Here is a 23453-nt window from a genome sequence, read left to right on the forward strand (position 1 = left end):
GGCGCGCCGATCACCAGTGCGTCGGTTGTACTCCTGTCTCCGAGCAGGCGTGATCGATGGCGTGGTCGAGTGTTTCGGGGTAGCCGGAGAGGCTGACCAGGGCCAACGTGTACGTGTCGCCAAGGCGGGACAGATATCCGGAGAGCTGAGTGCGCGGAAATTCGGTGAGCCCGGGGTGGATGGCGCGGGCGGCCACCCGGTCGCAGTGGTGGGCGCCGACCGTACGCAGGGCGTCGGGGAGCGTTCCGATATTGGAGCACAGGATGTCTCGCTCGCCCGCGCCCTTGCTGAGCGCGTAGGCCCAGCGGTCGGGTAGCACCTGCAGGATTTCCTCCGGCAGTCCCGCGGGGCTGGACATGCGGCGCTGATACGCGTCCCGGGCCTTGTCCCGGATCGTGGCCGGGGTGTCGGCGCGGTCGATCGCGATCTCGGTGACGGCGAGGTCGTTGTCCACGCGCGGCTCGTCGCGGGTGTCCACCGGCAGGCTCGCGGCGATCGTCGGTGCGGGGAAACCGTTCGCCCACAGGATGTTCGCCACCAGATGGATGAACAGGCTGTTCGGTGTCGCTCCGGTAGCGGCGGCGATGGCGTCCCACTCGGCGGCGTCGAAAGTGAGCACTGTGCTGTGGACCGCGCGCCCGGGCGACGGCGCGGACGGGTGGGTCGCGGGAGGTCGCGGCAGGCCCTGGCGCAGGGCGCGGGCCGTACCGGCGAGGATGGTCGTCCACTGCGCGCGGGCATCGGCCCAGTCGGAATCGTTGCGACGGAGCGCTCGGAGGTGCGACGGTGTTTTCCCGAGCCGCGGACCCCGGGCTGTGACGAGGTCTGGAACGGCATGTCTCGTAAGCGCACTGGTGTTTCGTGGCGGTGTTTCGATGGAGGTATCCGCGTACGCGCAGGCGGGAACGGGCGGTTCCGATGGTGGATCCGGTAGTCGCGATGCGTCGTCCGTCGGTGTTCGCGGCCTGCCGGCTGGCTGACCCGTGAGTTCGGCCAGGGCGGTGGCGACCGCGTGGATCAGGCCGCGCGCATCGGCCAGTACGTGCGAACACGTCAGGGCGACAACGGTTCCCCCTGTTCGCAGCGGTGCTGCCGAGAGTCGCCAGCCGGGCCCGAACTCAGGGTCGAGGTTGGTGCCGAGGGTGTCGGCCCAGTGGAGGATCGCGGGTTCGGCGAGCGGGGCGCCGAGGTCGAGCGGATGGGCGGCGGTGGTGGCCTGCCAGCCACGCCGGGCGCCGGGAACGCGCGCGCCGACCACCCGGCGACCCAGCGCACCGACCCGAAGCCGATCGTGAATCGACCGCAGCAGCGCGGGTTCCAGCGCATCATCGGTCCGCCACAGTCCCTGCAGGGCGATCGGCGTGCCCATCCCGCGATGGGTGCGCAGGAAGATCTCGTCGACGACCGTGAGCCGGTCCATCACCGCGGTTCGGGGCTGCCGTGCCTGCCCGCGCCCGCGGCGAAGCGGGCGGCGCCGTCGAGCGCGCCGTCGGCCAGCGCCTTCAGCCCGTGCTGGAACTCGATCCGGAGCGCCTCGTCCTCGGTGTGGCCGTGCTGGTCGTAGAGGGCGGCGCGGTCCGAGCGCAGGCAGGTCTGCGGCAGGGCGGCCAGCTGCGCGGCCAGTTCCTCGGCCGCCCGGCGGGCCTCGCCGGGGGGAACGACCCGCGTCACCAGGCCCATCTGCAAAGCCTCCGGCGCGCTCACCGCACGTCCGGTGAGGATCATGTCCAGCGCGCGGCCCTCGCCGACGACGCGCGGCAGCCGCACCGTGCCGCCGTCGATGAGCGGCACGCCCCAGCGGCGGCAGAACACGCCGAAGGTCGCGTCCTGTTCGGCGACCCGCAGATCGCACCACAGCGCCAGTTCCAGCCCGCCCGCCACGGCGTACCCGGCGACCGCGGCGATCACCGGCTTGGACAGCCGCAGCCGCGTGGGGCCCATCGGGCCGTCGCCGTCCTCGGTGACCTGGTTGCTGTTCTCGGTGCCGAGCGATTTCAGGTCGGCGCCGGCGCAGAAGGTGCCGTGTTCGCCCCACAGCACCGCGACCGAGGCCGCCGGGTCGGCGTCGAAGGCGCGGAACGCGTCGGCCAGCGCCAGCGCGGTCGGGCCGTCGACGGCGTTGCGGGCGTGTGGCCTGCTCAGGATCACGGTGGTGACCGGCCCCTGGTGCTCGACGCGGACCGGGGGCGATGAACCGTCGGACATCCCTCGACCATACGGCCACGGCCTTGCGTGAAGCAGTGAATCAGTGGTTCACTTCTTGCGTGGTGTACCGCAGGACCCCGGCCGTGCAGGCCCGGCTCGACGCGCAACGCGCGCTGATCGTGCAGGGCGCCACCGGCGTGCTCTCGCGCGACGGGTTCGCCGGGCTCTCGATGGCCGCCGTGGCCGCCGAGGCGGGAATCGCCACGGGCACGGTCTACAAGCAGTTCGAGAACAAGGCCGAACTGGTGGCCGCCGTCTTCGAGACCGTGGTCGCCCGCGAGGTCGAGGCGGTGCGGGCCGCGGCCGTCGGCGGCGATGTGATCCAGCGGGTCACCGCGGCCGTGGAGACCTTCGCCGGGCGGGCGCTCAAGAACCCGAAACTGGCCTATGTGCTGCTCGCCGAGCCGGTCGACACGGCGGTCGACGCGCAACGGCTGGAGTTCCGGCGCGCTTTCGCCGCGGTCTTCGAGACCGCGATCTCGCACGGCATCGCCGAGGACGGGCTGCCCGCCCAGGACGCGGCGCTCAGCGCGGCCGCCCTGGTCGGGTCGATCGGCGAGGTGCTGGTCGGGCCGCTGGTGGCCGCCCCGCACGCCGAGTCCGTCGTCCCCGAATTGGTGGCTTTCGCCGTGCGCGCGCTCGGTGCGCGCACGGAATCGTCGTAGTCGAAGGAGTTTCCGGCCATGCAGACCCATGAAGTGTTCAACCAGGTGCCCCCGCTGGTCCCCTTCGACGCCGCGCGCAATCCCGCGCTGCTCGAGGGGCTGCACCGCGAAGGCGCGGGCTGGGCCGAGGCCGAGGTGCGTGAACTCGGCAGGCTCGCCGGTGAGGTCGCCGCGCAGGAGTGGGGCAGGCTCGCCAACGAGTACCCGCCGGTGCTGCACACCCACGACCGCTGGGGCCATCGGGTCGACGAGGTGGAGTTCCACCCGCACTGGCACGACCTGATGAATGTCGCTGTCGCCCATGGCCTGCACGGCTCGCCGTGGCTGGACGAACGGCCCGGCGCGCACACCGCGCGCGCCGCCAAGTTCTACACCTGGGGCGTCGCCGACGCCGGGCACATGTGTCCGATCTCGATGACCTACGCCGTGGTGCCCGCGCTGCGCCACAACCCCGAACTCGCCGCCCGCTACGAGCCGCTGCTCGGTTCGCGCACCTACGATTTCGGCCTCCGCGAGCCCTCGACCAAGGCCGGTCTGATCGCGGGCATGTCGATGACCGAGAAGCAGGGCGGCTCGGACGTGCGCGCCAACACCACCACCGCCGCGCCGCAGCCGGACGGCTCGTACCGGATCGTCGGGCACAAGTGGTTCACCTCAGCGCCCATGTCGGACATGTTCCTGACGCTGGCCCAGGCGCCCGGTGGGCTCTCGTGCTTCCTGCTGCCGCGCGTGCTGCCCGACGGCACCCGCAATCCGATCCGCATCCAGCGGCTCAAGGACAAGCTGGGCAACAAGTCCAACGCCTCCTCCGAGATCGAGTACGAGAACGCCACCGGCTGGCTGGTCGGTGCCGAGGGCGCCGGGGTGAAGACGATCATCGAGATGGTCAACATGACCCGCCTCGACTGCGTGATCGGCTCGGCCACCGGCATGCGGATGGGCGCCGTCGCCGCGGTGCACCACGCCCGCCATCGGGAAGCGTTCGGCGCCAAGCTGATCGATCAGCCCGCGATGCGCAATGTGCTGGCCGACCTGGTGATCGAGTCCGACGCCGCGACCACGGTGATGATGCGGCTGGCCGGCGCCACCGACCGCGCAGGCAGCGACCCGGCCGAGGCGGCGCTACGCCGGATCGCGCTCGCCGTCACCAAGTACTGGGTGTGCAAGCGGGCGCCGATGCACGCCGCCGAAGCGCTGGAATGCCTGGGCGGCAACGGTTATGCCGAGGAGTCGGGCATGCCGCGGCTGTACCGGGAGGCGCCGCTGATGTCGATCTGGGAGGGCTCGGGCAACGTCGCTGCGCTGGACGCCTTGCGCGCCATGGGCCGTCAGCCCGAGAGCGTGGAGGCCTACTTCGCCGAGGTGTCCCTGGCGCGTGGCGCGAATCCGCGCCTGGACGACGCGATCGACCGGGTGGGCAAGGAACTCACCGACCTGTCCGACATCGAGTACCGCGCGCGCCGCGTCGTGGAACTGATGGCGCTGGTCCTGCAGGGTGCCCAGCTCGTGCGCCACGGTCACCCGGCCGTCGCCGACGCCTTCTGCGCCACCCGCCTCGGCGACGACTGGGGCATCGCCTTCGGCACCCTGCCCGTCGGCGTCGACACCGGCGCGATCGTCGAACGCGCCTTCGCCGACGTGCAGTAGCGAGCCGGTCTTGCCACGGTGATCGTCTGGCGGCGCGTGTCGTGTGTGGCGATCGTCGGGCGCTGGTAGGTGGCGCGCGTGGTTCGCGGCGATCGTCGGTGGCGTCTGATCGCGCCTGTCGTGGGCGCAATCGTCAGGCGCCGGTCGGTCGCGCGCGCCGTGCGCGGCAATCATCGCGCGCCGGTCGGTCGGTCGCGCTTGTCGTGTGTGGTGGTCGTCAGTGGCCGGGTCGGTCGCGCCTGTCGTGCGCGGCGACCGCTGCCGCAGTTCGGCCCGCCGCTCGAACTGGGGCGGGTTCGGCGAACGGCTAGGAGTCGGTGGGATCGCTAGGGTTGCGCGGGTGATCTCCGACAGCCTCTCGGTGCGTGCGCTGGCCCGGCGGATTCCGGTCGGCCGGGCGCCGGGACAGCGCTTCCTGCTCGGCCTCGCCGGGCCGCCGGGGGCGGGCAAATCGACCCTCGCCCAGCGGATGCGCGATGAGCTCACCGTGGCGGGACACACTGCCGCGGTCGCGCCGATGGACGGCTACCACCTGCGCAACGAGATCCTGCGGGCGCGCGGGGCACTGGCCCGCAAGGGCGAACCCGACACCTTCGACGCGGCGGGATTCGTCACCGATCTGCGGACGCTGCGGCAGGCGCCGATCGGTGAGCCTATCCCGTGGCCGCTGTTCGACCGGGCCATCGATGAACCCACCGCGGGCGGCCTGATCGTGCGCGACGAACAGATCGTGATCGTCGAGGGCAACTACCTGCTGCTCACCGATGCCGAGGCGCCCGGCTGGGCCGAGGTGCGCGGCCTGCTCGACGCGTGCTGGTACCTCGACGCCCCGCGCGAGACCCTCACCGAGCGTCTCGTCCACAGACACATCGTGGGCGGCCGAACCCCCGAGGCCGCCGACATGAAGGTCCGCGACAGCGACCTGCGCAATGCCGACCTCATCGCCGCGAGCAGGGAACGGGCCGACCTGATCCTGTCGGCGGCCGGAACCGGCTACCGGATCGGCTAACCGACCGAAGCCGAGCCGCGACCGAACGCCGATGGCGAGCATGGTCGAGGACAGCCCGGTGGCGGGCATGGTCGAAGGGCAGCTCGAGGGTCGTGCGTAGCCGCTGGCCTGCCTGGGAGGGCGGTGGCCGAACGTCGACCGCGGAAACGAATCAGCTCGGTGCCCGCTGAGCGGCCGAACCGGGCGGCAAGCCGGCACCGAATCGGGTTCGTGGTCGGCGCGTGTGCCCCGTATCCGGCGACGTGCGAGCAATCATGGACCGATGACGCGAGGACGGCGGGTCGGTGTCCCGGTGCACGCGCTGCGCAACGCCGCGGCGGCGGCCTTCGCGCTGCTGCTCTATTACAGCGTGCCGACCGGCGTGTTCTTCGAGCTCGACGCGTGGCCGGGGCGGTTGCTGGGCGTGGTCGGGTTCATCGCGGGGGTCGCAGGCCTGGGCTGGCTGGTGTGGCGGCGGATCGATCACTTCCTGAAAGAACCGGTCACGGCGGGTGGGCGCGTCGACGGGGTGCTGCTGGTGGTGTGCATCGTCTGCGTGGTCTTCTCGATGTTCTACTACCGCTTGGAGCTGCTGCACCAGGACCAGTTCGACGGCCTGGTGACGCGCACCGACGCGCTGTACTACACCCTGGTCACGCTCGGCACCGTCGGCTACGGCGACGTGCACGCGACCGGGCAGGCCGCGCGGATCGTGACGATGGTGCAGATCGTGTTCGACCTCGTGGTCCTCGGCACCCTCATCCACATCGTCACGGCCGGCGTCGGCACCCGCCTCGGCCGGGCCGAGCAGGCCCGTGCCGAGGCCCGCCGCGCGCGCGAGGTCAGCGACGATGGGCCCGATACCACCCGATGAGCTCATCGGTCGACGAATCACCCTGCGACACCGGCTGGTCCGGCTCGCTGAGCAGCGGCGCCAGCGCCAGCGCCTGCTGCTTGCCGAGTTCCACACCCCACTGATCGAAGCTGTCGATGCCCCAGATCGTGCCCTCCACGAACACCTGGTGCTCGTAGAGCGCGATCAGCTGACCCACCGTCGACGGCGTGAGCTCCGGCGCGAGGACCGTGGTGCTCGGCCGGTTGCCGGGCATCACCTTGTGCGGCACCAGCTTCGGGTCGGTGCCCTCGGCGGCGATCTCCTCGGCGGTCTTGCCGAAGGCCAGCACCTTGCTCTGCGCGAACAGGTTGCTCATCAGGATGTCGTGCATGCTGCCGGTGCCGTCGCGGGTCGGCAGGTCGTCGGTGGACCTGGCGAAGCCGAGGAAGTCGGCAGGGATCAGCCGGGTGCCTTGGTGCAGCAACTGATAGAAGGCGTGCTGGCCGTTGGTGCCCGGCTCGCCCCAGAAGATCTCGCCGGTCGAGGTGGTCACGGGAGTGCCGTCGGCGCGCACCGACTTGCCGTTGGACTCCATCGTCAGCTGCTGCAGATACGCGGGGAAGCGCGCCAGATCGTTCGAATACGGCAGCACCGCGCGCGATTCGGCACCGAAGAAGTTCGAGTACCAGACCCCGAGCATGCCGAGCAGCACCGGACCGTTCTGGTCCAGCGGCGCGGTCGCGAAATGCCGATCGACGGCGTGCATTCCGTCGAGGAACTCGGCGAACCGCTCCTTGCCGATCGCCACCATCACCGCGAGGCCGATGGCCGAGTCGACCGAATAGCGCCCGCCGACCCAGTCCCAGAATCCGAACATGTGCGCGGGGTCGATACCGAACTCGGCGACGCGTTCGGCATTGGTGGAGACCGCGACGAAATGCTTGGCGACGGCGTCCTCGCCGAGCGCGTCGACCAGCCAGCGGCGCGCCGCCGTCGCGTTGGTGAGCGTCTCGAGGGTGGAGAAGGTCTTGGAGGCGACGATGAACAGGGTGCTCGCCGGATCGAGCCCGGCGAGCTTGGCGACCAGATCGCACGGGTCGACATTGGAGACGAACCGCGCCGAGAGGCCGGGCTGCACATAGTGGCGCAGCGCGCGATACACCATGTCGGGCCCGAGGTCGGAGCCGCCGATGCCGATGTTGACCACCGTGGTGATGCGTTCCCCGGTCGCGCCGCGCCACTGCCCCGAGCGCACCGAATCGGCGAATTCGCCCATCCTGTCGAGCACTTCGTGCACCTCGGTGCTCGCTTCGGCGCCGTCGATGATGACCTGTTCGCCGCGCGGTAGCCGCAGCGCGATGTGCCCGACGGCGCGGTCCTCGGAGGTGTTGATGTGGGTGCCGGAGAACATCGCGTCGCGCCGCTCGGGGACACCGGCGGTGCGGGCGAGATCGACCAGTAGTCGCAGGGTTTCGCGGGTCACGCGATGTTTGCTGTAGTCGATGTGCAGGTCGGCCACCCGCAGGGTCATGTCTTTGCCGCGCGCCGGATCCTCGGCGAACAGCTCGCGCAGGTGCACTGGTGCGACGCTGCGGTGATTGTCGTGCAGTGCCTGCCAGGCCGCCGACGCGGTGATGTCGCTGCTCACGACAGCCGACATTACAGCGTCGGCCAGGCCGGGCGCGGGTATGTCGACGAGCCGGACCGGCACCCGGTACGGTCGAAACGACCGGGCGGGAGGCGATGAGATGATCGAGCGAGCACATGGGTAACTCCCCGGCCACCTCCCAGCATCACGAATCCCGACGGAAGACCGAGAGCCGACGGTCGAGCTCCCGGACGACACGCTGAGTACGCGGAGAGGCGGAACAGTGTCCGAACGTGAAGTACTCGAATTCGTACCGAAGGGTTTGTGGATCGGCTCCGGGCCGGTCGAGGCGACCGGCGGCGGCACCTTCGCGGTGCGCAATCCCGCCGACGACTCGGTGCTCGCCGAGGTCGCCGACGCGACGCCCGAGGACGCGATGCGCGCGCTCGACGCGGCCGTCGCCGCGGGCGCGTCGTGGGCGGCGACCCCGGCCAGGGAGCGCGGCGAGATCCTGCGCGCCGTGTTCGAGCAGCTCACGGCACGCGCCGAGGAGTTCGCGCTGCTGATGACGCTCGAGATGGGCAAAGCGCTGCAGGAGAGCCGCAACGAGGTGCGCTACGGCGCCGAGTTCTTCCGCTGGTTCAGCGAGGAGGCGGTGCGCGTCCACGGCCGCTACCTGCACGCGCCATCGGGCGCGGGGCGGATCATGGTGACCAAGCAGCCGGTCGGCCCGTGTCTGGCGATCACGCCGTGGAACTTCCCGCTCGCCATGGGCACCCGCAAGATCGGGCCCGCGCTGGCGGCCGGGTGCACGATGGTCGTCAAGCCCGCCTCGGCGACCCCGCTGACCATGCTGGCGCTGGCGAAACTGTGCAGCGAGGCCGGTTTGCCCGACGGCGTCCTCTCGGTGGTCACGACGCGGCGTTCCGGTGCCGTCACCGGCCCGCTGATCGACGATCCGCGCCTGCGCAAGCTCACCTTCACCGGCTCGACCGAGGTCGGTAAGAAGCTCGTCGCGGCCTCGGCGAACCGTCTGCTGCGCACCTCGATGGAACTGGGTGGCAACGCGCCGTTCGTCGTGTTCGACGACGCCGACATCGACGCCGCGGTCGCCGGCGCGATGCAGGCCAAGCTGCGCAACGGCGGCGAGGCGTGCACCGCGGCCAACCGCTTCCACGTCCAGCGCGGCGTGCTCGAGGAGTTCACCACCAAGCTGGTCGCGGCGATGACCGACAGCGTGGTGCTCGGCCCCGGCACCGACCCGGACAGCACTCTCGGCCCGCTGGTGAGCGAGGACCAGCTCGGGATCGTCAGCGAGCTGGTGGACGACGCCGTCGGCAAGGGCGCGCGGGTGCTGCTCGGTGGCAAGGCGCCCGGCGGTCCCGGCTGGTTCTACCCGGCCACCGTCCTCGCCGATGTCCCGTCCTCGGCCCGCATCGTGCACGAGGAGGTGTTCGGGCCGGTGGCGCCGATCGTCGCGTTCGACACCGAGGAGGAGGGTCTCGCTGCGGCGAACAACACCGAATATGGCCTGGTCAGCTACGTCTACACGCGTGATCTCGAGCGGGCGCTCCGGGTGTCGGAGGCGGTCGAGACGGGCATGGTCGGCGTCAATCGCGGCGTCATCTCCGACCCGGCGGCCCCGTTCGGCGGGGTGAAGGAATCGGGCTTCGGCCGCGAGGGCGGCATCGAGGGCATCGAGGAATACCTGAACACGAAGTACATCGCGCTGACCTGAGACGCGAAACCGCCCCGGGGATGGTGTAGCACCCGGGGCGGCTTTGTGGCGGCGGCGCGCTGGATGGCGCGCCGCGTGGCGTGGGGGGTCTCAGCGACCGAGGCGGCCTCGACCGAGACGCAGCAGCAGCATGGCGAGGGTGTGACCCTCCTGGCCGAGCTCGCTGAAGCGCTCGAGCACCTTCATCTCCCGGCTGTGGACCAGGCGAGGTCCGCCGGAGGCCATCCGGGTACGTCCGATGATCCGCGAGATCTCGCTGCGGCGTTTGATCGCGGCGAGGATCGTGGCGTCGAGCTGGTCGATCTCGAGGCGGAGCTTCTCGATCTCCGCTTCGGATTGCGGCAGCGCCGAATCGGACCCGGTGGTCGTAGCAGGGGTGCTCATCATTCATCTCCTCGTGTCAGAACTTGGATCGGTTCGGCCCGACGGCCCGTTACCCGATCTGTTCCTTCACCCTGAAACTTTCCCGATGGGCGGTACCTGATCCCCCCGGGAGTACGCAAAAAGTCGCGCTCATCGCAACGATATCGGATCGGTTGCCGATCCGGGCGCGCGGCGAAGCACTGACCATGAAGCCCAGTGTGCCACGGGCCCATACCTATGCAAAACAGCTGCGTTTGTGAATCTGCTGAGAACCCGGCGGTTCGCGACCTGTCGGTGCCCGCCGGTAGCGTGGACAGACGATGGATATCACGGTCGCTCCCCACGCCTCAGCCGCCGATCCCAGCGAACCCGCGCCCGCGGTGCTATCGCGTCGGGACGGCGGTGATTCCGGTGCGTCCGGTGGCGGCCTGGCCGAGGCGGCGGCCCGGCACAGCGCCGAGCAGGAGCAGCGCCGCAAGGAGCGGGCCCAGCGTCGCGCGGAGGAGACAGAGCGCCTGCTCGACGGGCTCAATCCGCAGCAGCGCGCCGCCGTGGTGCACGCGGGCTCGCCGCTGTTGATCGTCGCGGGCGCCGGCTCGGGCAAGACGGCCGTGCTCACCCGGCGCATCGCCTACCTGCTCGCCGCCCGCGGCGTGCAGACCGGGCAGATCCTCGCCATCACCTTCACCAACAAGGCCGCCGCCGAGATGCGCGAGCGGGTGGCCGGGCTGGTCGGCCCCCGCGCGGCCAGCATGTGGGTCTCGACGTTCCATTCCAGCTGTGTCCGGATTCTGCGGATGCAGGCCGCGTTGCTGCCGGGGCTGAATTCGAATTTCTCCATCTACGATGCCGACGATTCGCGCCGGCTGCTCACGATGATCAGCCGCGATTTCGACATCGACACCAAAAAATATTCGGCGCGATTGCTGGCGACCGCGATTTCCAACCTGAAGAACGAGCTGATCGGGCCCGAGCAGGCCGCGGCCGACGCCGAGGCCGACGAGACCGAGCTGCCCGCGCTGGTCGCCCGCGTCTACGCCGAGTACCAGAAGCGGCTGCGCGCGGCCAACGCCCTGGATTTCGACGATCTGATCGGCGAGACGGTGGCCCTGTTGCAGAACCACCCGCAGGTGGCCGAGTACTACCGGCGCCGGTTCCGGCACGTGCTCGTCGACGAGTACCAGGACACCAACCACGCCCAGTACGTGCTGGTGCGCGAGCTCGTCGGGCACCACACCGAGGGCGAGGCGGAGGGCGTCGAGCCCAGCGAGCTGTGCGTCGTCGGTGACGCCGACCAGTCGATCTACGCCTTCCGCGGCGCGACCATCCGCAACATCGAGGAATTCGAACGCGATTTCCCCGACGCGGAAACCATTCTGCTGGAACAGAACTACCGCTCCACCCAGCACATCCTCTCCGCGGCCAACGCGGTGATCTCGCGCAACGAGGGCAGGCGCGAGAAGACGCTGTGGACCGATTCCGGTGAGGGCGAACTGATCACCGGCTATGTCGCCGACAACGAACACGACGAGGCCGCCTTCGTCGCCAAGGAGATCGACAAGCTCGTCGACGCGGGCGAGGCCACCTACGGCGATGTGGCGGTGTTCTATCGCACCAACAACAATTCGCGCGCGCTGGAAGAGATCTTCATCCGCATGGGCCTGCCGTACAAGGTGGTCGGCGGCGTCCGATTCTACGAGCGCAAAGAGGTCCGCGACGTGGTCGCGTATCTGCGCGTGCTGGAGAATCCCGACGACGCGGTGAGCCTGCGCCGCATTCTCAATACGCCGCGCCGTGGCATCGGCGACCGCGCCGAAGCCTGTGTCGCGGTGCATGCCGAACAGCGCGATATCGGTTTCGCCGCCGCGCTGCGCGATGCCGCCGACGGGAAAGTCGCGTTGCTGAACACGCGGGCGCAGCGGGCGATCGCCGGCTTCCTCGAGCTGCTCGACGAGATCCGCGCGGCCGGAAAACGCGCCGACAGCGAATATCCCGATGTCGGCAATGTCGTCGACGCGGTGCTCGACCGCACCGGATACCGCGCCGAACTGGAGTCCTCCGACGATCCGCAGGACGGCGCCAGGCTCGACAATCTCAACGAACTCGTCAGCGTGGCACGCGAATTCAGTTCCGAGGCGTTCAACAACGCGGAGGCCGCGCGCGAGGAGGGGCTGTTGCCCGAGGTGGGCGACGGTGAACCCGAACCCGGCTCGCTGGCGGCCTTCCTGGAGCGGGTCTCGCTCGTCGCCGATACCGACCAGATCCCGGACGAGGGCTCGGGTGTCGTCACGATGATGACGCTGCACACCGCGAAGGGCCTGGAATTCCCCGTCGTGTTCGTCACCGGCTGGGAAGACGGGCAGTTCCCGCACATGCGCGCTCTCGGCGATCCCACCGAGCTGGCCGAGGAGCGCAGGCTCGCCTACGTGGGCATCACCCGCGCGCGTCAGCGGCTGTATCTGTCGCGCGCCGTGGTGCGCTCGGGCTGGGGGCAGCCCGTGTCGAATCCGGAATCCCGCTTCCTGCAGGAGATTCCGCAGCATCTGCTGGATTGGCGCCGGCTGGAGCCGGTGGTGTCGCCGGTGCAGCGCGGCCGCCGCCGCGGCGAGGACAGCGGCTTCGAGCGCGATTGGACGCGCGGCGACGGCTGGGATCAGCGCCCCGGCGTGCGTGGCGGGTCCGGGCAGCGCAGGCCGGCGCCGGGCGGCGGGATCAAGCGCAACAACACCGATCTCGTGCTCGCGGTGGGCGACCGGGTCAGCGACGACAAGTACGGTCTCGGCCGCGTGGTCGCCGCCGACGGCGTCGGCCCGCTGGCGACCGTCACCATCGACTTCGGCACCGCGGGGAAGATCCGGCTGATCCCCCAGTACAGCCGGACCATCGTCAAGCTCTAGTGCGGTAAGAGGTCGGTCAGGGCCTCGTCCAAGGTGGGGTAGCGGAAGGTGAAGCCCACCTTGGGCAGGATCTCCGAGGTGGCGTGGCGCCCGGTGAGGCCGAGCGCGGCATCGGAGCGCAGGACCACGGCACCCACCTTCAGTATGGCCGACGGGGTCGGCGGGGACGGCGGCCGGTGCAGGTGGCGGCGCAGGCTCGCCATGAGTTCGGTGTTGCGCACCGGGTTCTCGGTGGCGGCCACGAGAATGCCGTCGGGGAGGGCGATCTCGGGGTCGAGGCCGAGCGCGGCGCGCACGATGGCCAGCCAGTCCTCGATGTGGATCCAGCTGAACCACTGGTCGCCGGGGCCGACACGGCCGCCGAGTCCCGCCTTGGTGAGCTGGGTGAGGCGTTTGAGCGCCGGCGCGTCGGGTTCGAGGACGATGGAGGTGCGCAGGATCGTCCAGTGTTCGGCCCGCGCCGGGTCGAAGGCGTCCTCCCACGGCTGAGCGACGCCGGTCATCTGCGGCAGGCCGACCGGCAGGGGAGTGGTTTCGGTGCAGCGGGTTTCGCCCGCGTCGGACCAGATGGCGGTGGTGCTCGCCTGCACCCAGTAGTCGACGGGCTTGTCGCGGAGCCCGGCGGCAGCGACCAGCGCCGTGGTGGAATCCACCCGGCTGGAACGCAATTCGGCGATATTGCGCTCGGTGGGCCGCACGTCGACGAGTTTGCCCGCCAGGTTGATCACGGCCAGCGGTCCGGGTTCGCGCAGTTCGGCGGCCCAGGCACCGACCGAGCGGCCGTCCCATTCGGTCTGCCGGAACGGCAGTGAGCGGTCCCGGCGCCGGGTGAGCAGGGTGACGTGCAGCCCGCGGCAGATCAGGTCGGCGGCGATCTGGGTGCCGAGTGCACCGGTGCCGCCCGCGATGACCACGGTGAGCGCGTCCTCGGCGGGGACGAGTCCGGCCAGCCGGGCCAGCCGCGAGAAGTTCACCCGCACATCGGTTTCGATGTAGGGGCGGACGACGGCGCGCATCGCCGCGGCGGAGGGCCCGCTGAAGCGCAGTTCCTGGGTGATCTCGGTGCCGCCGTCGCGGGGCGTCAGCCGCCAGGTGAGCCGCATCGTGCCCGCGGGTTCGGGCTGCTCGATGGTCAGCTCCCGCTCCGGCGTCAGCGTGGTGACGGTGAAAGGTTTGCCGAATCGGTCGTGCACCCGTGCCGAGAGTTTGCCGTTGGGCACGTAATCGCCGGTGGCACCCACCTCTACGGGCCCGTGCATCCACACGTCCCGCACGCCCGGATTCCATTCCGGCCACTGCGAGATGTCCCCGAGCACGCTCCACACCAATTCCGGTGCCAGTGCGATGAACTGCGTGTACCGCGTTGTACCACCCATAACTCCCCCGCCTCTCCGCGACTTCAGGCCAGACTCAGATGCCAGCCACGATACGTCGGCGGCCGGCGGTTGGTCCACGGCGCGGGTTTGCTGTGGTCGGTGAGTTACCCATGTCCTCGCGAGGGCGGGTACTCACCGGGTCGTACGCGAATTCCTAGTCGCGCTGGGCGCCCAGGCTGATGCCTCGGGTGGCGAGCCACGGAACCGGGTCGATCTTGTCGGTGCCGTTGAGCCAGACCTCGAAGTGGCAGTGCGGGCCGGTGGAGAAGCCGCGGTTGCCCATGGTGGCGATCTGGTCACCGGCCAGCACGCGCTCGCCCTGCGAGACCGTCGCGGTGTCGATGTGGCCGTAGATGGTGACCGTGCCGTCGTCGTGCAGGACGCGGACCCACATGCCGAAGCCGGAGGCCGGGCCCGCCTCGATGACCGTGCCGTCGGCGACGGAGTAGATCGGGGTGCCGATCGGGCCGGCGACGTCGATGCCCAGGTGCTGCACGCCCCAGCGGGCGCCGAAACCGGAGGTGTAGTTGCCGGTGGTGAACTTGGCGAACAGCGGGCGCAGCTTGGCCGATTCCTGCGCGGCGAGGTCTTCGGCGAACTTCTGGCCCTTGGCGAGGATGTCGTCGAAGTGGCTCTTGTCGGCGATCGCGGAGGCTTCCAGCACCGTGGCGCCGGTGGCGCTCGCCGGATCGGCCTCGGCGGTGTTCATCGACTGCGCGGCGATCTCGTGGATCTGGCCGGCGGCTTCGTAGTCGACGCCGCTGTGCGGCTGGGCGGGCTCGGCCATCGCGGCCTGTCCGGCGGCGACGACGGCGCCCGCGGCGACGGCGATGACCGCGGCGCGGCCCTTCAGCGCGGTCGGCGGTGCGGGCACGCGGTGCGCGCCACCGCGGCGTTCGACGCGCTGCGGTTCGGGCTCGGTGGGCGCCGGAGCCCAGGCGGCGGCGCTGTAGCCGCCGGTGTTGTACGTGCCCGTGTTGTACGAGCCGGAGTCATAGGTGTCGGACTCGTCCGGGGTCCACTCGTCCTCGGCAGGCGTCCAGGCGTTGTCACCGGACCAGTCCTGCCGGTCGTTCCAGATGTCCTGCTGCGGCCACGCGGTCTCGGGCGCCGCGGCGGGAGCGCGACGGGCCTGCGGGTGCGAGGTGTACTCGTCGGCGTACCGGTAACGGTGTCCGGAAGTGGGGCGATGTTCGACTGTGAAGGTGGAGCGGTGGTTCATCGGCTGCGCCGAATCGCCGACGGCTGTACCAAGCGAGTGCTGACGTGCCTCAAGCTTGTCGTCCTCCTCAGTCCTGACTTGCCAGTCGTGACCTGGTTGTCGTGACCTGGTTGTGACTTCGACCGCTCTGACGGTAACGAAGCGATTGCAGAGTGGCAAGCGCTGGCCGGAAACCTACACGCCCGTGTGAGATTCGTCACCGTAACACAACGGAATATCTCACCATTTTCGGGCGTCCCGGGTGAGGTCCATCGACGACATTACGTAGTAGATCGCGGGGCGTCCCGACTTTTGGTGTCCCGACCTGCCACAGCGTTCGGGAGCGCGCGAAAACTACTCACCAGTAGCCTTGGCCAGCGGTTTTCCTGACCTCTCCTGACACGTCGTGACCTGCGCCACTTAGGATGAACGTGGCCGATTGGCACTCCATGTGACTGGTTAGAGTCCGACCCGACCCGCTACCGACGTCGGGCCGCCAACAAAGACGTTGTCATAGCAACGCAGACGAGACGGTGAGTACATGGATCTCTTCGAATATCAGGCGAAGGAGCTCTTCGTTAAGCACGGAGTGCCTTCGTCGGAGGGCCGCGTTTGCGACACGGCCGAAGAAGCACGCGCCATTGCCGAGGAAATCGGCAAGCCTGTGATGGTCAAGGCGCAGGTCAAGGTGGGCGGTCGCGGTAAGGCGGGTGGCGTCAAGTACGCCGCCACCCCGGAGGACGCGTTCACGCACGCGCAGAACATTCTCGGCCTGGACATCAAGGGCCACATCGTCAAGAAGCTCCTTGTCGCCGAGGCCAAGGACATCGCGGAGGAGTACTACATCTCCTTCCTGCTCGATCGCTCCAACCGCACCTACCTGGCCATGTGTTCGGTCGAGGGCGGCATGGAGATCGAAGAGGTCGCCGAGAAGACCCCCGAGCGCCTGGCCAAGATCCCGGTGGACGCCGTCAAGGGTGTCGACCTGGCCTTCGCCCGCGAGATCGCCGAGAAGGGCCACCTGCCCGCCGAGGTGCTCGACGCCGCGGCCGTGACCATCCAGAAGCTGTGGGAGGTCTTCACCAAGGAAGACACCACCCTGGTCGAGGTCAACCCGCTGGTGCGCACCCCCGGCGACGAGATCCTCGCCCTCGACGGCAAGGTCACCCTGGACGAGAACGCCGAGTTCCGTCAGCCCGGCCACCTCGAGTTCGCCGACGTCGACGCGACCGACCCGCTCGAGCTCAAGGCCAAGGAGAACGACCTCAACTACGTCAAGCTCGACGGCGAGGTCGGCATCATCGGCAACGGCGCGGGTCTGGTCATGTCGACCCTGGACGTCGTCGCCTACGCGGGCGAGAACCACGGCGGCGTGAAGCCGGCCAACTTCCTCGACATCGGCGGCGGCGCCTCGGCGGCCGTGATGGCCGCCGGCCTGGACGTCATCCTGGGCGACGCGCAGGTCAAGAGCGTGTTCGTCAACGTCTTCGGTGGCATCACCGCGTGCGACGCGGTCGCCAACGGCATCGTGGGCGCGCTCGAGGTGCTCGGTGACGCGGCCACCAAGCCGCTGGTCGTCCGTCTCGACGGCAACAAGGTCGAGGAGGGCCGCAAGATCCTCGCCGAGGCCAACCACCCGCTGGTGACGCTGGCCCAGACCATGGACGAAGGCGCCGACAAGGCCGCCGAACTCGCCGCAGCCAAGTAAGGAACCGCAAACATGTCCATCTTCCTGAACAAGGACAACAAGGTCATCGTCCAGGGCATCACCGGCGGCGAGGGCACCAAGCACACCGCGCTGATGCTGAAGGCGGGCACCAACATCGTCGGCGGCGTCAACGCCCGTAAGGCCGGCACCACCGTCAAGCACACCGACAAGGACGGCAACGAGGTCGAGCTGCCCGTGTTCGGTTCCGTGGCCGAGGCCATGGAGAAGACCGGCGCCGACACCTCGATCGCGTTCGTGCCCCCGGCCTTCTCCAAGGACGCCATCATCGAGGCCATCGACGCGGAGATCCCGCTGCTCGTGGTCATCACCGAGGGCATCCCGGTGCAGGACTCCGCCTACGCGTGGGCCTACAACGTCGAAAAGGGCGAGAAGACCCGCATCATCGGCCCGAACTGCCCCGGCATCATCACCCCGGGCGAGGCGCTGGTCGGCATCACCCCGAACAACATCACCGGCAAGGGCCCGGTCGGCCTGGTGTCGAAGTCGGGCACCCTGACCTACCAGATGATGTACGAGCTGCGCGATTTCGGTTTCTCGACCGCGATCGGCATCGGCGGCGACCCGGTCATCGGCACCACCCACATCGACGCCATCGAGGCGTTCGAGAAGGACCCCGAGACCAAGATCATCGTGATGATCGGCGAGATCGGTGGTGACGCCGAGGAGCGTGCCGCGGCCTACATCAAGGCCAACGTGACCAAGCCGGTCGTCGGCTACGTCGCCGGTTTCACCGCGCCCGAGGGCAAGACCATGGGCCACGCCGGCGCCATCGTCTCCAGCGGCGGCGGTACCGCGCAGGCCAAGCAGGAGGCCCTCGAGGCTGCCGGTGTGAAGGTCGGCAAGACGCCGTCCGCCACCGCCGCGCTGGCCCGCGAGATCCTGGAGAAGGCGTCCATCGCGTCTGCCTGATCCGCTCAGGGCCCGGAGGCGGTAGCTTGCGTGACCACGAAGGGCCCCGGGGATCAGGCCGATTGGATACAGCCTGATCTGAATCTCACATCGACCTAGGCCGTCTTCCGGGTTTGCCGGAGGCGGCCTTTGTCGATTCATCCACAGGCGGTGGGTTGTCCACAGCCCGCTCGGTAGGTGATGACCGGGAACGTGGCGTGCAGTAGCGTCAAGACCGGACCAGCAGCAGTCAGTTCGACGCGACCGATGCGCACGACTCGATCAAGGAGACGACGACATGTCATACCCGACCGGGGGCTCCGGGTACAACACACCCGCGGCGCCCGCCGCGCCCAGCCAGGGTCCGAGCACCGGAGCCGCCGCGGCATCGCCATCCACCGCCGCCGGCTCCGAAGGCAAAGGCCTGCCGTTCATTCTGACCGCGGCGACCGCCGGTCTCGGCGTGCTGACCTTCCTGCTCGGCTTCCTGCCCTACATCGGCTCCAAGCCGACCACCATCGGCGGCACCACCATCGGTTCCGACATCACGTTCAACCTGTTCGAGTGGTCGGGTGGCGCGACCGCCGCGCTGCTGCTGCTCGCGGGTCTGCTCGCCGGTGTCTCGTTGCTGCCCAAGCAGGATCTGCTCGGCGCGGCCGCCGCGTCCGCGGTGGCCGGATTCCTCGCGCTGGTGATCTCGACCTTCGTCGGCGCCCCCGAGGGTTCCGAGCTCGAGATCGGCGCCTTCCTGGTGCTGGTGCTCGCGTTCGCGACCGCCGCGGTCGCGGTGGTGGCGCTGCTGTTCACGCTGGGGATCATCAAGGCGCCTGCGCCCAAGCCCGCGCAGCCGCAGCAGCAGCCGGGTCAGTACGGGCAGCAGGGCTACGGCCAGCAGGGTTACGGACAGCAGTCCGGCTACGGTCAGCAGCCGTCGTACGGCCAGCAGGCCGGTTACGGCCAGGGCCAGACCGGCGGTCAGTACCCCGCCCAGTCGCCGTACGGCCAGCAGAGCCAGCCGTCGGTGCCGCAGCCGTCCTACGGTCAGCCGGGGCAGGCGCAGCCGGGTCAGCAGCCGTCCTACGGCCAGCAGCCGGGTCAGCAGTCGCCGTACGGTCAGCAGTACGGCGCGCCGCAGCAGCAGTCGCCCTACGGCGGCGCCCCGCAGCAGCCGCGGCCCGACGAGAGCGCGACCCAGCACTTCGGCGGCGCCCAGCCGCAGGGTGGTCAGCCGTTCGGCGCCCCGAACTACGGTGGCGCGCAGCAGGGTTCGCAGCCGCAGCCGGGTCAGGCGCAGCCGTTCGGCGGCGAACAGGCCTCCGACCCGGCGGCCGACGCCACCACGGCGTTCCGCCCGAACGACGAGAACAAGTAGAAAACCGACGGCCGCCGCGCGTGGCACGGTGCGATCGCGAGCCCACAGGTGTGCCTGTGGGCTCGCGGCGCGCCTGCCCCGCGCCCGCCGGGGAAGCTGCCACGCTGAATTGTCATGAGCTCCCGTAACGCCCTCGTGCGCCGGACCTCCGGGTCACGCGGCGTCGGGGAGACCACCGCAGCGTCCGCCGGGCACGAGCACGAGCACGAGCCGCCCTGGTGGTCGCTGTCGCCGGAACGGGCGCGGACCCTGCTGCTCGTCGCGGCCCGGCCGACGATCTGCGCGCTGGCGGCGACCGTGGTGCTGGTGCTGGTGGTCATGCTCACCACCGGTACCGATCTGACCAGCGCGCCCGGCGCGGTCGCGGCGACCTGGCTCGCCGCCCATCAGATTCCGCTCACCGTAGGGCGCACCACGCTCGGCCTGCTGCCGCTGGTGCCGACCGCCGTCCTGGTCTGGGCAGCGGCCCGCGAATGCGCGCGGGCGATACCGAGCCGTCCCACCCCGATCGACCTGGGCTGGCTCGCCGCGTCGGTGCTGGCCGGACCGCTGCTGCTGACCGCCGTCTGCCTCGCCGTCACCGGTGACGCGGCGGGCGTCACCCCACTCGAACCGCCTGGCCCGCTGACCGCGTTCGGCTGGGTGATCCTGCTGTACCTCGGCGCCGCGGCGGCCGGAATCGGCAGCCGCTCCTGGCGTTCACTGTGCGCGCTGGTGCCGGTCGAGATCCCGGAGTGGGCGGTGCTCGGCGCCCGCGCCGCGCGCCGCACCATGCTGCGGATGCTCGGCTGCGCCGCGCTGGCGACGGTCGTCTCGTTCTTCGCTCATCTGTCCCGGCTCGACGGCGCGTATCAGCAGGCGGAGAACGTCACCGACGTCCTCGGGATGACGCTGCTCTCGCTGCTCTACCTGCCCAATGTGGTGATCGCCGCCGCCGGGCTGCTCAGCGGCGCGGCCGTGCAGTTCGGCGCCGGCTCGGTGGGCCTTTTCGGCGTCACCACCGCGCAGGTGCCCGCGCTGCCCGCGCTCGTCCCGGTGCCCGAGGGCCCGGCCGCGGCCTGGTGGCCGGTGTTGTTGCTGGTGCCGATCGCGATCGGTGTCCTCGCCGGCATCGAGCTGGGCCGCACCAGCGACGACCGGCCCGGCGCGCCGTGGGCGACGCTCACCTGCGCCGCCCTGTCCACCCTGACGATGCTGCTGCTCGCCATCGTGGGTGGCGGGCAACTCGGCGCGGTCGGCCGGGTCGGGGTCGACCTGCTGATGCTGGTGGTGCTGATGATCACCTGGTTCGGCGTCGGCGGCTTCGTCGGCATGGTCTTCGCCCGTCGCTTCCTCGCGCCCGCCGCACCGGCCGAGCCCGAGGATGACGCCGACTACGACGACGCGGACTACGACTACGCCTACGCGGACGACGATTACGACGAGGACGACGACTACTACTACGAGGACGACGAGGACGAGCACGACGACACCGACGACTACGACGACGATCCCGCCGTCGAGGTCGACGCCGAGGTGCTCGAAGACATCGACGACGACGTCGAGGTGAGCATCGCCGCGCCCGGCTCGGTGACCCCGCCCGCCGACGACATCGTCGACGCGGAGGTCGTCGAGCCGGACCTGCCGGAAGGTGACAGGGACACCGGTCGTTAAGCTCGACCCGGCGGTATCGCCGATCGCCGCCCCCCGACCAACGCAGGAGTAGAGCGCTGACGTCCTCGTTTGCCCAGTGGAAGCCCGCAGGGACACCGGCCACCGTCGTCGTCCTCGCCTCGGGCACCGGCTCGCTGCTCAACGCGCTGCTGGCCGCCGCCCGCGAGCCCGGATTCCCCGCGAAGATCGTCGCCGTCGGCGTCGACCGCGTGTGCCAGGCCACCGACCACGCCGAGGCGGCGGGCGTCGAGCACTTCCGGGTGGCGCTCAAAGACTTTCCCGACCGGTCCGCCTGGGATCAGGCGCTGGCCGACGCGGTCGGCGCGCATCGGCCCGATCTGGTGGTCTCGGCCGGCTTCATGAAGATCGTCGGCCCCCGGTTCCTTGAACGCTTCGGCGGCCGGTTCATCAACACCCATCCCGCGCTGCTGCCCGCGTTCCCCGGCGCGCACGGCGTGCGGGACGCGCTGGCCTACGGCGCGAAGGTCACCGGCTGCACCGTGCACCTGGTCGACGGCGGCGTCGACACCGGCCCGATCCTGGCGCAGGAGGCGGTCGACGTGCTGCCCGGCGACGACGAGGCCACGCTGCACGAGCGCATCAAGATTGTCGAGCGACGGCTGCTGGCGGAGGTCATCGCCGCCGTCGCGACGCGAGGCATTGTCTCCGACGGACGAAAGGCAGAAATTCCAGATGAGCGAGCACACCGGTGAGTGAACGTAAGGCGATCCGCAGGGCGCTGGTGAGCGTCTACGACAAGACCGGGCTCATCGAGCTGGCCACCGGGCTGCACGCCGCCGGCGTGGAGCTGGTGTCGACCGGCTCGACCGCGGGCAAGATCGCCGAGGCGGGCATCCCGGTCACCAAGGTCGAGGACCTGACCGGTTTCCCGGAGACCCTCGACGGCCGGGTCAAGACGCTGCACCCCCGCGTGCACGCGGGCATCCTCGCCGACACCCGTCGTCCCGAACACGTCGATCAGCTGGGCGAGCTCGGGGTGGAGGCCTTCCAGCTGGTGGTGGTGAACCTCTACCCGTTCACCCAGACCGTGGCCGGCGGCGCGAGCATCGACGAGTGCGTCGAGCAGATCGACATCGGCGGTCCGTCGATGGTGCGCGCGGCCGCGAAGAACCATCCGTCGGTGGGCGTCGTCGTCGATGTCACCGATTACGACGACGTGCTGACCGCGGTGAAGTCCGGTGGGTTCACCCTCGCCGAGCGGACCGCGCTGGCCGCCAAGGCCTTCCAGCACACCGCGAGCTACGACGTGGCCGTCGCGAGCTGGATGGGTTCGGTCGCCGTACCCGCCGTGGTGCCCGAGACCGAGCAGTTCCCCGGCTGGGTCGCCGGTTCGTGGGAGCGGGCCGCGGTGCTGCGCTACGGCGAGAACCCGCACCAGGCGGCCGCGCTGTACACGGCCAACGACGGCACCGTGGGGATCGCGCAGGCCGAGCAGTTGCACGGCAAGGAGATGTCGTACAACAACTACACCGACGGTGACGCTGCCTGGCGCGCCGCCTTCGACTTCGACGAGCCCGCCGTCGCGGTGATCAAGCACGCCAACCCGTGCGGCATCGCCGTCGGCGCCGACATCGCCGAGGCGCACCGCAAGGCCCACGCGACCGACCCCGTCAGCGCCTACGGCGGCGTGATCGCGGCCAACCGCGAGGTCAGCGTGGAGATGGCCGAGCAGGTCGCCGAGATCTTCACCGAGGTCATCGTGGCCCCCGGCTACGCGCCCGGTGCGGTCGAGGTGCTGCAGCGCAAGAAGAACGTGCGCGTGCTCGTCGCCGAGCCGCCGCGGCGCAAGGGCGTGGAGCTGCGCCCGATCAGCGGCGGCGCGCTGCTGCAGGACCGCGACGTGCTCGACGCCGACGGTGACGACCCGGCCAACTGGACACTCGCCGCCGGCGACCCGGCCGACGCCGCCACCCTGGCCGATCTCGAATTCGCTTGGCGCGCTTGCCGTGCCGTGAAGTCGAACGCGATCCTGCTGGCCGATGACGGCGCCGCGGTCGGCGTGGGCATGGGTCAGGTCAACCGTGTCGATTCGTGCAAGCTCGCCGTCGAGCGCGCGGGGGAGCGGGCCAAGGGCTCGGTCGCCGCGTCGGACGCGTTCTTCCCGTTCTCCGACGGCCCGCAGATCCTGGTGGCCGCCGGTGTGCGCGCCATCGTGCACCCCGGTGGCTCGATCCGCGACAAGGACACCGTCGAGCTCTGCAAGGAAGCCGGTGTCACCCTGTACCTGACCGGAGCGCGCCACTTCGCGCACTGAGTCATCGCGTACCCGAACCGGGTGTCGCGCCGA

At 70.0% G+C, this 23453-nt stretch carries 18 protein-coding genes; 12 read left to right on the forward strand and 6 right to left on the reverse strand.

All coding sequences use genetic code 11. The features are described 5' to 3' along the window. Positions 1 to 10: 10 nt before the first annotated feature. The gene (locus AB0H56_RS02510) at positions 11 to 1420 is read right to left on the reverse strand and encodes a hypothetical protein (protein WP_357156306.1); all 1410 of its coding nucleotides are present in this window, start codon (positions 1418 to 1420) and stop codon (positions 11 to 13) included. After that, positions 1420 to 2205, reverse strand: coding sequence for a crotonase/enoyl-CoA hydratase family protein (locus AB0H56_RS02515; protein WP_357156308.1), 786 nt, complete (start codon positions 2203 to 2205; stop codon positions 1420 to 1422). Before AB0H56_RS02515 ends, AB0H56_RS02510 begins: the two co-directional genes overlap by 1 nt. A gap of 59 nt (positions 2206 to 2264) precedes the next feature. On the opposite strand from AB0H56_RS02515, the gene AB0H56_RS02520 reads away from it, so the two are divergent. The 4 genes from AB0H56_RS02520 to AB0H56_RS02535 all read left to right on the forward strand — a co-directional run bounded on the left by AB0H56_RS02520 (position 2265) and on the right by AB0H56_RS02535 (position 6379). Beyond that, the gene (locus AB0H56_RS02520) at positions 2265 to 2870 is read left to right on the forward strand and encodes a TetR/AcrR family transcriptional regulator (protein WP_357156310.1); all 606 of its coding nucleotides are present in this window, start codon (positions 2265 to 2267) and stop codon (positions 2868 to 2870) included. 18 nt (positions 2871 to 2888) lie between these two features. Further along, the gene (locus AB0H56_RS02525) at positions 2889 to 4517 is read left to right on the forward strand and encodes an acyl-CoA dehydrogenase family protein (protein WP_357156312.1); all 1629 of its coding nucleotides are present in this window, start codon (positions 2889 to 2891) and stop codon (positions 4515 to 4517) included. A 340-nt stretch (positions 4518 to 4857) separates the two neighbouring features. Further along, positions 4858 to 5526 carry a nucleoside/nucleotide kinase family protein gene (locus tag AB0H56_RS02530; protein WP_357156314.1) on the forward strand — a complete coding sequence of 223 codons (669 nt, stop codon included), beginning with the start codon at positions 4858 to 4860 and terminating at the stop codon, positions 5524 to 5526. A gap of 262 nt (positions 5527 to 5788) precedes the next feature. Beyond that, entirely contained in the window at positions 5789 to 6379 is a 591-nt protein-coding gene (locus AB0H56_RS02535) for a potassium channel family protein (protein WP_357156316.1), read from the forward strand. On the opposite strand, the gene pgi is transcribed toward AB0H56_RS02535, so the two are convergent. Beyond that, positions 6348 to 7988: a glucose-6-phosphate isomerase gene (gene pgi, locus AB0H56_RS02540; protein ID WP_357156318.1), complete on the reverse strand. Its 1641-nt coding sequence runs from the start codon at positions 7986 to 7988 to the stop codon at positions 6348 to 6350. The genes AB0H56_RS02535 and pgi overlap by 32 nt on opposite strands. Positions 7989 to 8211: 223 nt before the next feature. Here pgi and AB0H56_RS02545 point away from each other — a divergent pair, with 223 nt between their 5' ends. Further along, complete coding sequence (locus AB0H56_RS02545) at positions 8212 to 9666, forward strand: NAD-dependent succinate-semialdehyde dehydrogenase (protein ID WP_357156320.1); 1455 nt, start codon at positions 8212 to 8214, stop codon at positions 9664 to 9666. A 90-nt stretch (positions 9667 to 9756) separates the two neighbouring features. Here the strand turns inward: AB0H56_RS02545 and AB0H56_RS02550 are convergent, their stop codons facing one another. After that, positions 9757 to 10050, reverse strand: coding sequence for a chorismate mutase (locus tag AB0H56_RS02550; protein WP_022566231.1), 294 nt, complete (start codon positions 10048 to 10050; stop codon positions 9757 to 9759). A 299-nt stretch (positions 10051 to 10349) separates the two neighbouring features. On the opposite strand from AB0H56_RS02550, the gene pcrA reads away from it, so the two are divergent. Beyond that, positions 10350 to 12926: a DNA helicase PcrA gene (gene pcrA, locus AB0H56_RS02555; protein ID WP_357156322.1), complete on the forward strand. Its 2577-nt coding sequence runs from the start codon at positions 10350 to 10352 to the stop codon at positions 12924 to 12926. Here pcrA and AB0H56_RS02560 read toward each other — a convergent pair. Both AB0H56_RS02560 and AB0H56_RS02565 read right to left on the reverse strand, forming a co-directional pair. After that, on the reverse strand, positions 12923 to 14302 hold the full coding sequence (locus AB0H56_RS02560; protein ID WP_357156324.1) for a DUF1731 domain-containing protein: 1380 nt from the start codon (positions 14300 to 14302) through the stop codon (positions 12923 to 12925). The genes pcrA and AB0H56_RS02560 overlap by 4 nt on opposite strands. A gap of 154 nt (positions 14303 to 14456) precedes the next feature. Continuing rightward, positions 14457 to 15524 carry a M23 family metallopeptidase gene (locus AB0H56_RS02565; RefSeq protein ID WP_357156326.1) on the reverse strand — a complete coding sequence of 356 codons (1068 nt, stop codon included), beginning with the start codon at positions 15522 to 15524 and terminating at the stop codon, positions 14457 to 14459. A gap of 520 nt (positions 15525 to 16044) precedes the next feature. On the opposite strand from AB0H56_RS02565, the gene sucC reads away from it, so the two are divergent. The 6 genes from sucC to purH all read left to right on the forward strand — a co-directional run bounded on the left by sucC (position 16045) and on the right by purH (position 23420). Next, the gene (gene sucC, locus AB0H56_RS02570) at positions 16045 to 17211 is read left to right on the forward strand and encodes an ADP-forming succinate--CoA ligase subunit beta (protein ID WP_067979973.1); all 1167 of its coding nucleotides are present in this window, start codon (positions 16045 to 16047) and stop codon (positions 17209 to 17211) included. 12 nt (positions 17212 to 17223) lie between these two features. After that, positions 17224 to 18141 carry a succinate--CoA ligase subunit alpha gene (gene sucD / locus AB0H56_RS02575; protein ID WP_357156328.1) on the forward strand — a complete coding sequence of 306 codons (918 nt, stop codon included), beginning with the start codon at positions 17224 to 17226 and terminating at the stop codon, positions 18139 to 18141. Positions 18142 to 18418: 277 nt separating this feature from the next. Then, positions 18419 to 19492, forward strand: coding sequence for a DUF5336 domain-containing protein (locus AB0H56_RS02580; RefSeq protein WP_357156330.1), 1074 nt, complete (start codon positions 18419 to 18421; stop codon positions 19490 to 19492). A gap of 114 nt (positions 19493 to 19606) precedes the next feature. Continuing rightward, a complete protein-coding gene (locus tag AB0H56_RS02585; RefSeq protein WP_357156332.1) occupies positions 19607 to 21145 on the forward strand; it encodes a DUF6350 family protein in 1539 nt (512 codons plus the stop codon). A 56-nt stretch (positions 21146 to 21201) separates the two neighbouring features. Next, on the forward strand, positions 21202 to 21858 hold the full coding sequence (purN, locus tag AB0H56_RS02590; RefSeq protein WP_357157817.1) for a phosphoribosylglycinamide formyltransferase: 657 nt from the start codon (positions 21202 to 21204) through the stop codon (positions 21856 to 21858). Continuing rightward, on the forward strand, positions 21855 to 23420 hold the full coding sequence (gene purH / locus AB0H56_RS02595) for a bifunctional phosphoribosylaminoimidazolecarboxamide formyltransferase/IMP cyclohydrolase (RefSeq protein WP_357156334.1): 1566 nt from the start codon (positions 21855 to 21857) through the stop codon (positions 23418 to 23420). The genes purN and purH overlap by 4 nt, the downstream gene beginning before the upstream one ends. Positions 23421 to 23453 lie beyond the last annotated feature (33 nt).

Source organism: Nocardia sp. NPDC050717, from assembly GCF_040654275.1.
Lineage (GTDB): Bacteria > Actinomycetota > Actinomycetes > Mycobacteriales > Mycobacteriaceae > Nocardia.

What these genes read in the sequence shown, in the direction of transcription:
- AB0H56_RS02510 (WP_357156306.1), bottom strand. Translation starts at nt 1,420, where the DNA reads ATGGACCGGCTCACGGTCGTCGACGAGATCTTCCTGCGCACCCATCGC.
- AB0H56_RS02515 (WP_357156308.1), bottom strand. Translation starts at nt 2,205, where the DNA reads ATGTCCGACGGTTCATCGCCCCCGGTCCGCGTCGAGCACCAGGGGCCG.
- AB0H56_RS02525 (WP_357156312.1), top strand. Translation starts at nt 2,889, where the DNA reads ATGCAGACCCATGAAGTGTTCAACCAGGTGCCCCCGCTGGTCCCCTTC.
- AB0H56_RS02535 (WP_357156316.1), top strand. Translation starts at nt 5,789, where the DNA reads ATGACGCGAGGACGGCGGGTCGGTGTCCCGGTGCACGCGCTGCGCAAC.
- AB0H56_RS02550 (WP_022566231.1), bottom strand. Translation starts at nt 10,050, where the DNA reads ATGAGCACCCCTGCTACGACCACCGGGTCCGATTCGGCGCTGCCGCAA.
- pcrA (WP_357156322.1), top strand. Translation starts at nt 10,350, where the DNA reads ATGGATATCACGGTCGCTCCCCACGCCTCAGCCGCCGATCCCAGCGAA.
- AB0H56_RS02560 (WP_357156324.1), bottom strand. Translation starts at nt 14,302, where the DNA reads ATGGGTGGTACAACGCGGTACACGCAGTTCATCGCACTGGCACCGGAA.
- AB0H56_RS02565 (WP_357156326.1), bottom strand. Translation starts at nt 15,524, where the DNA reads ATGAACCACCGCTCCACCTTCACAGTCGAACATCGCCCCACTTCCGGA.
- sucC (WP_067979973.1), top strand. Translation starts at nt 16,045, where the DNA reads ATGGATCTCTTCGAATATCAGGCGAAGGAGCTCTTCGTTAAGCACGGA.
- sucD (WP_357156328.1), top strand. Translation starts at nt 17,224, where the DNA reads ATGTCCATCTTCCTGAACAAGGACAACAAGGTCATCGTCCAGGGCATC.
- AB0H56_RS02580 (WP_357156330.1), top strand. Translation starts at nt 18,419, where the DNA reads ATGTCATACCCGACCGGGGGCTCCGGGTACAACACACCCGCGGCGCCC.
- AB0H56_RS02585 (WP_357156332.1), top strand. Translation starts at nt 19,607, where the DNA reads ATGAGCTCCCGTAACGCCCTCGTGCGCCGGACCTCCGGGTCACGCGGC.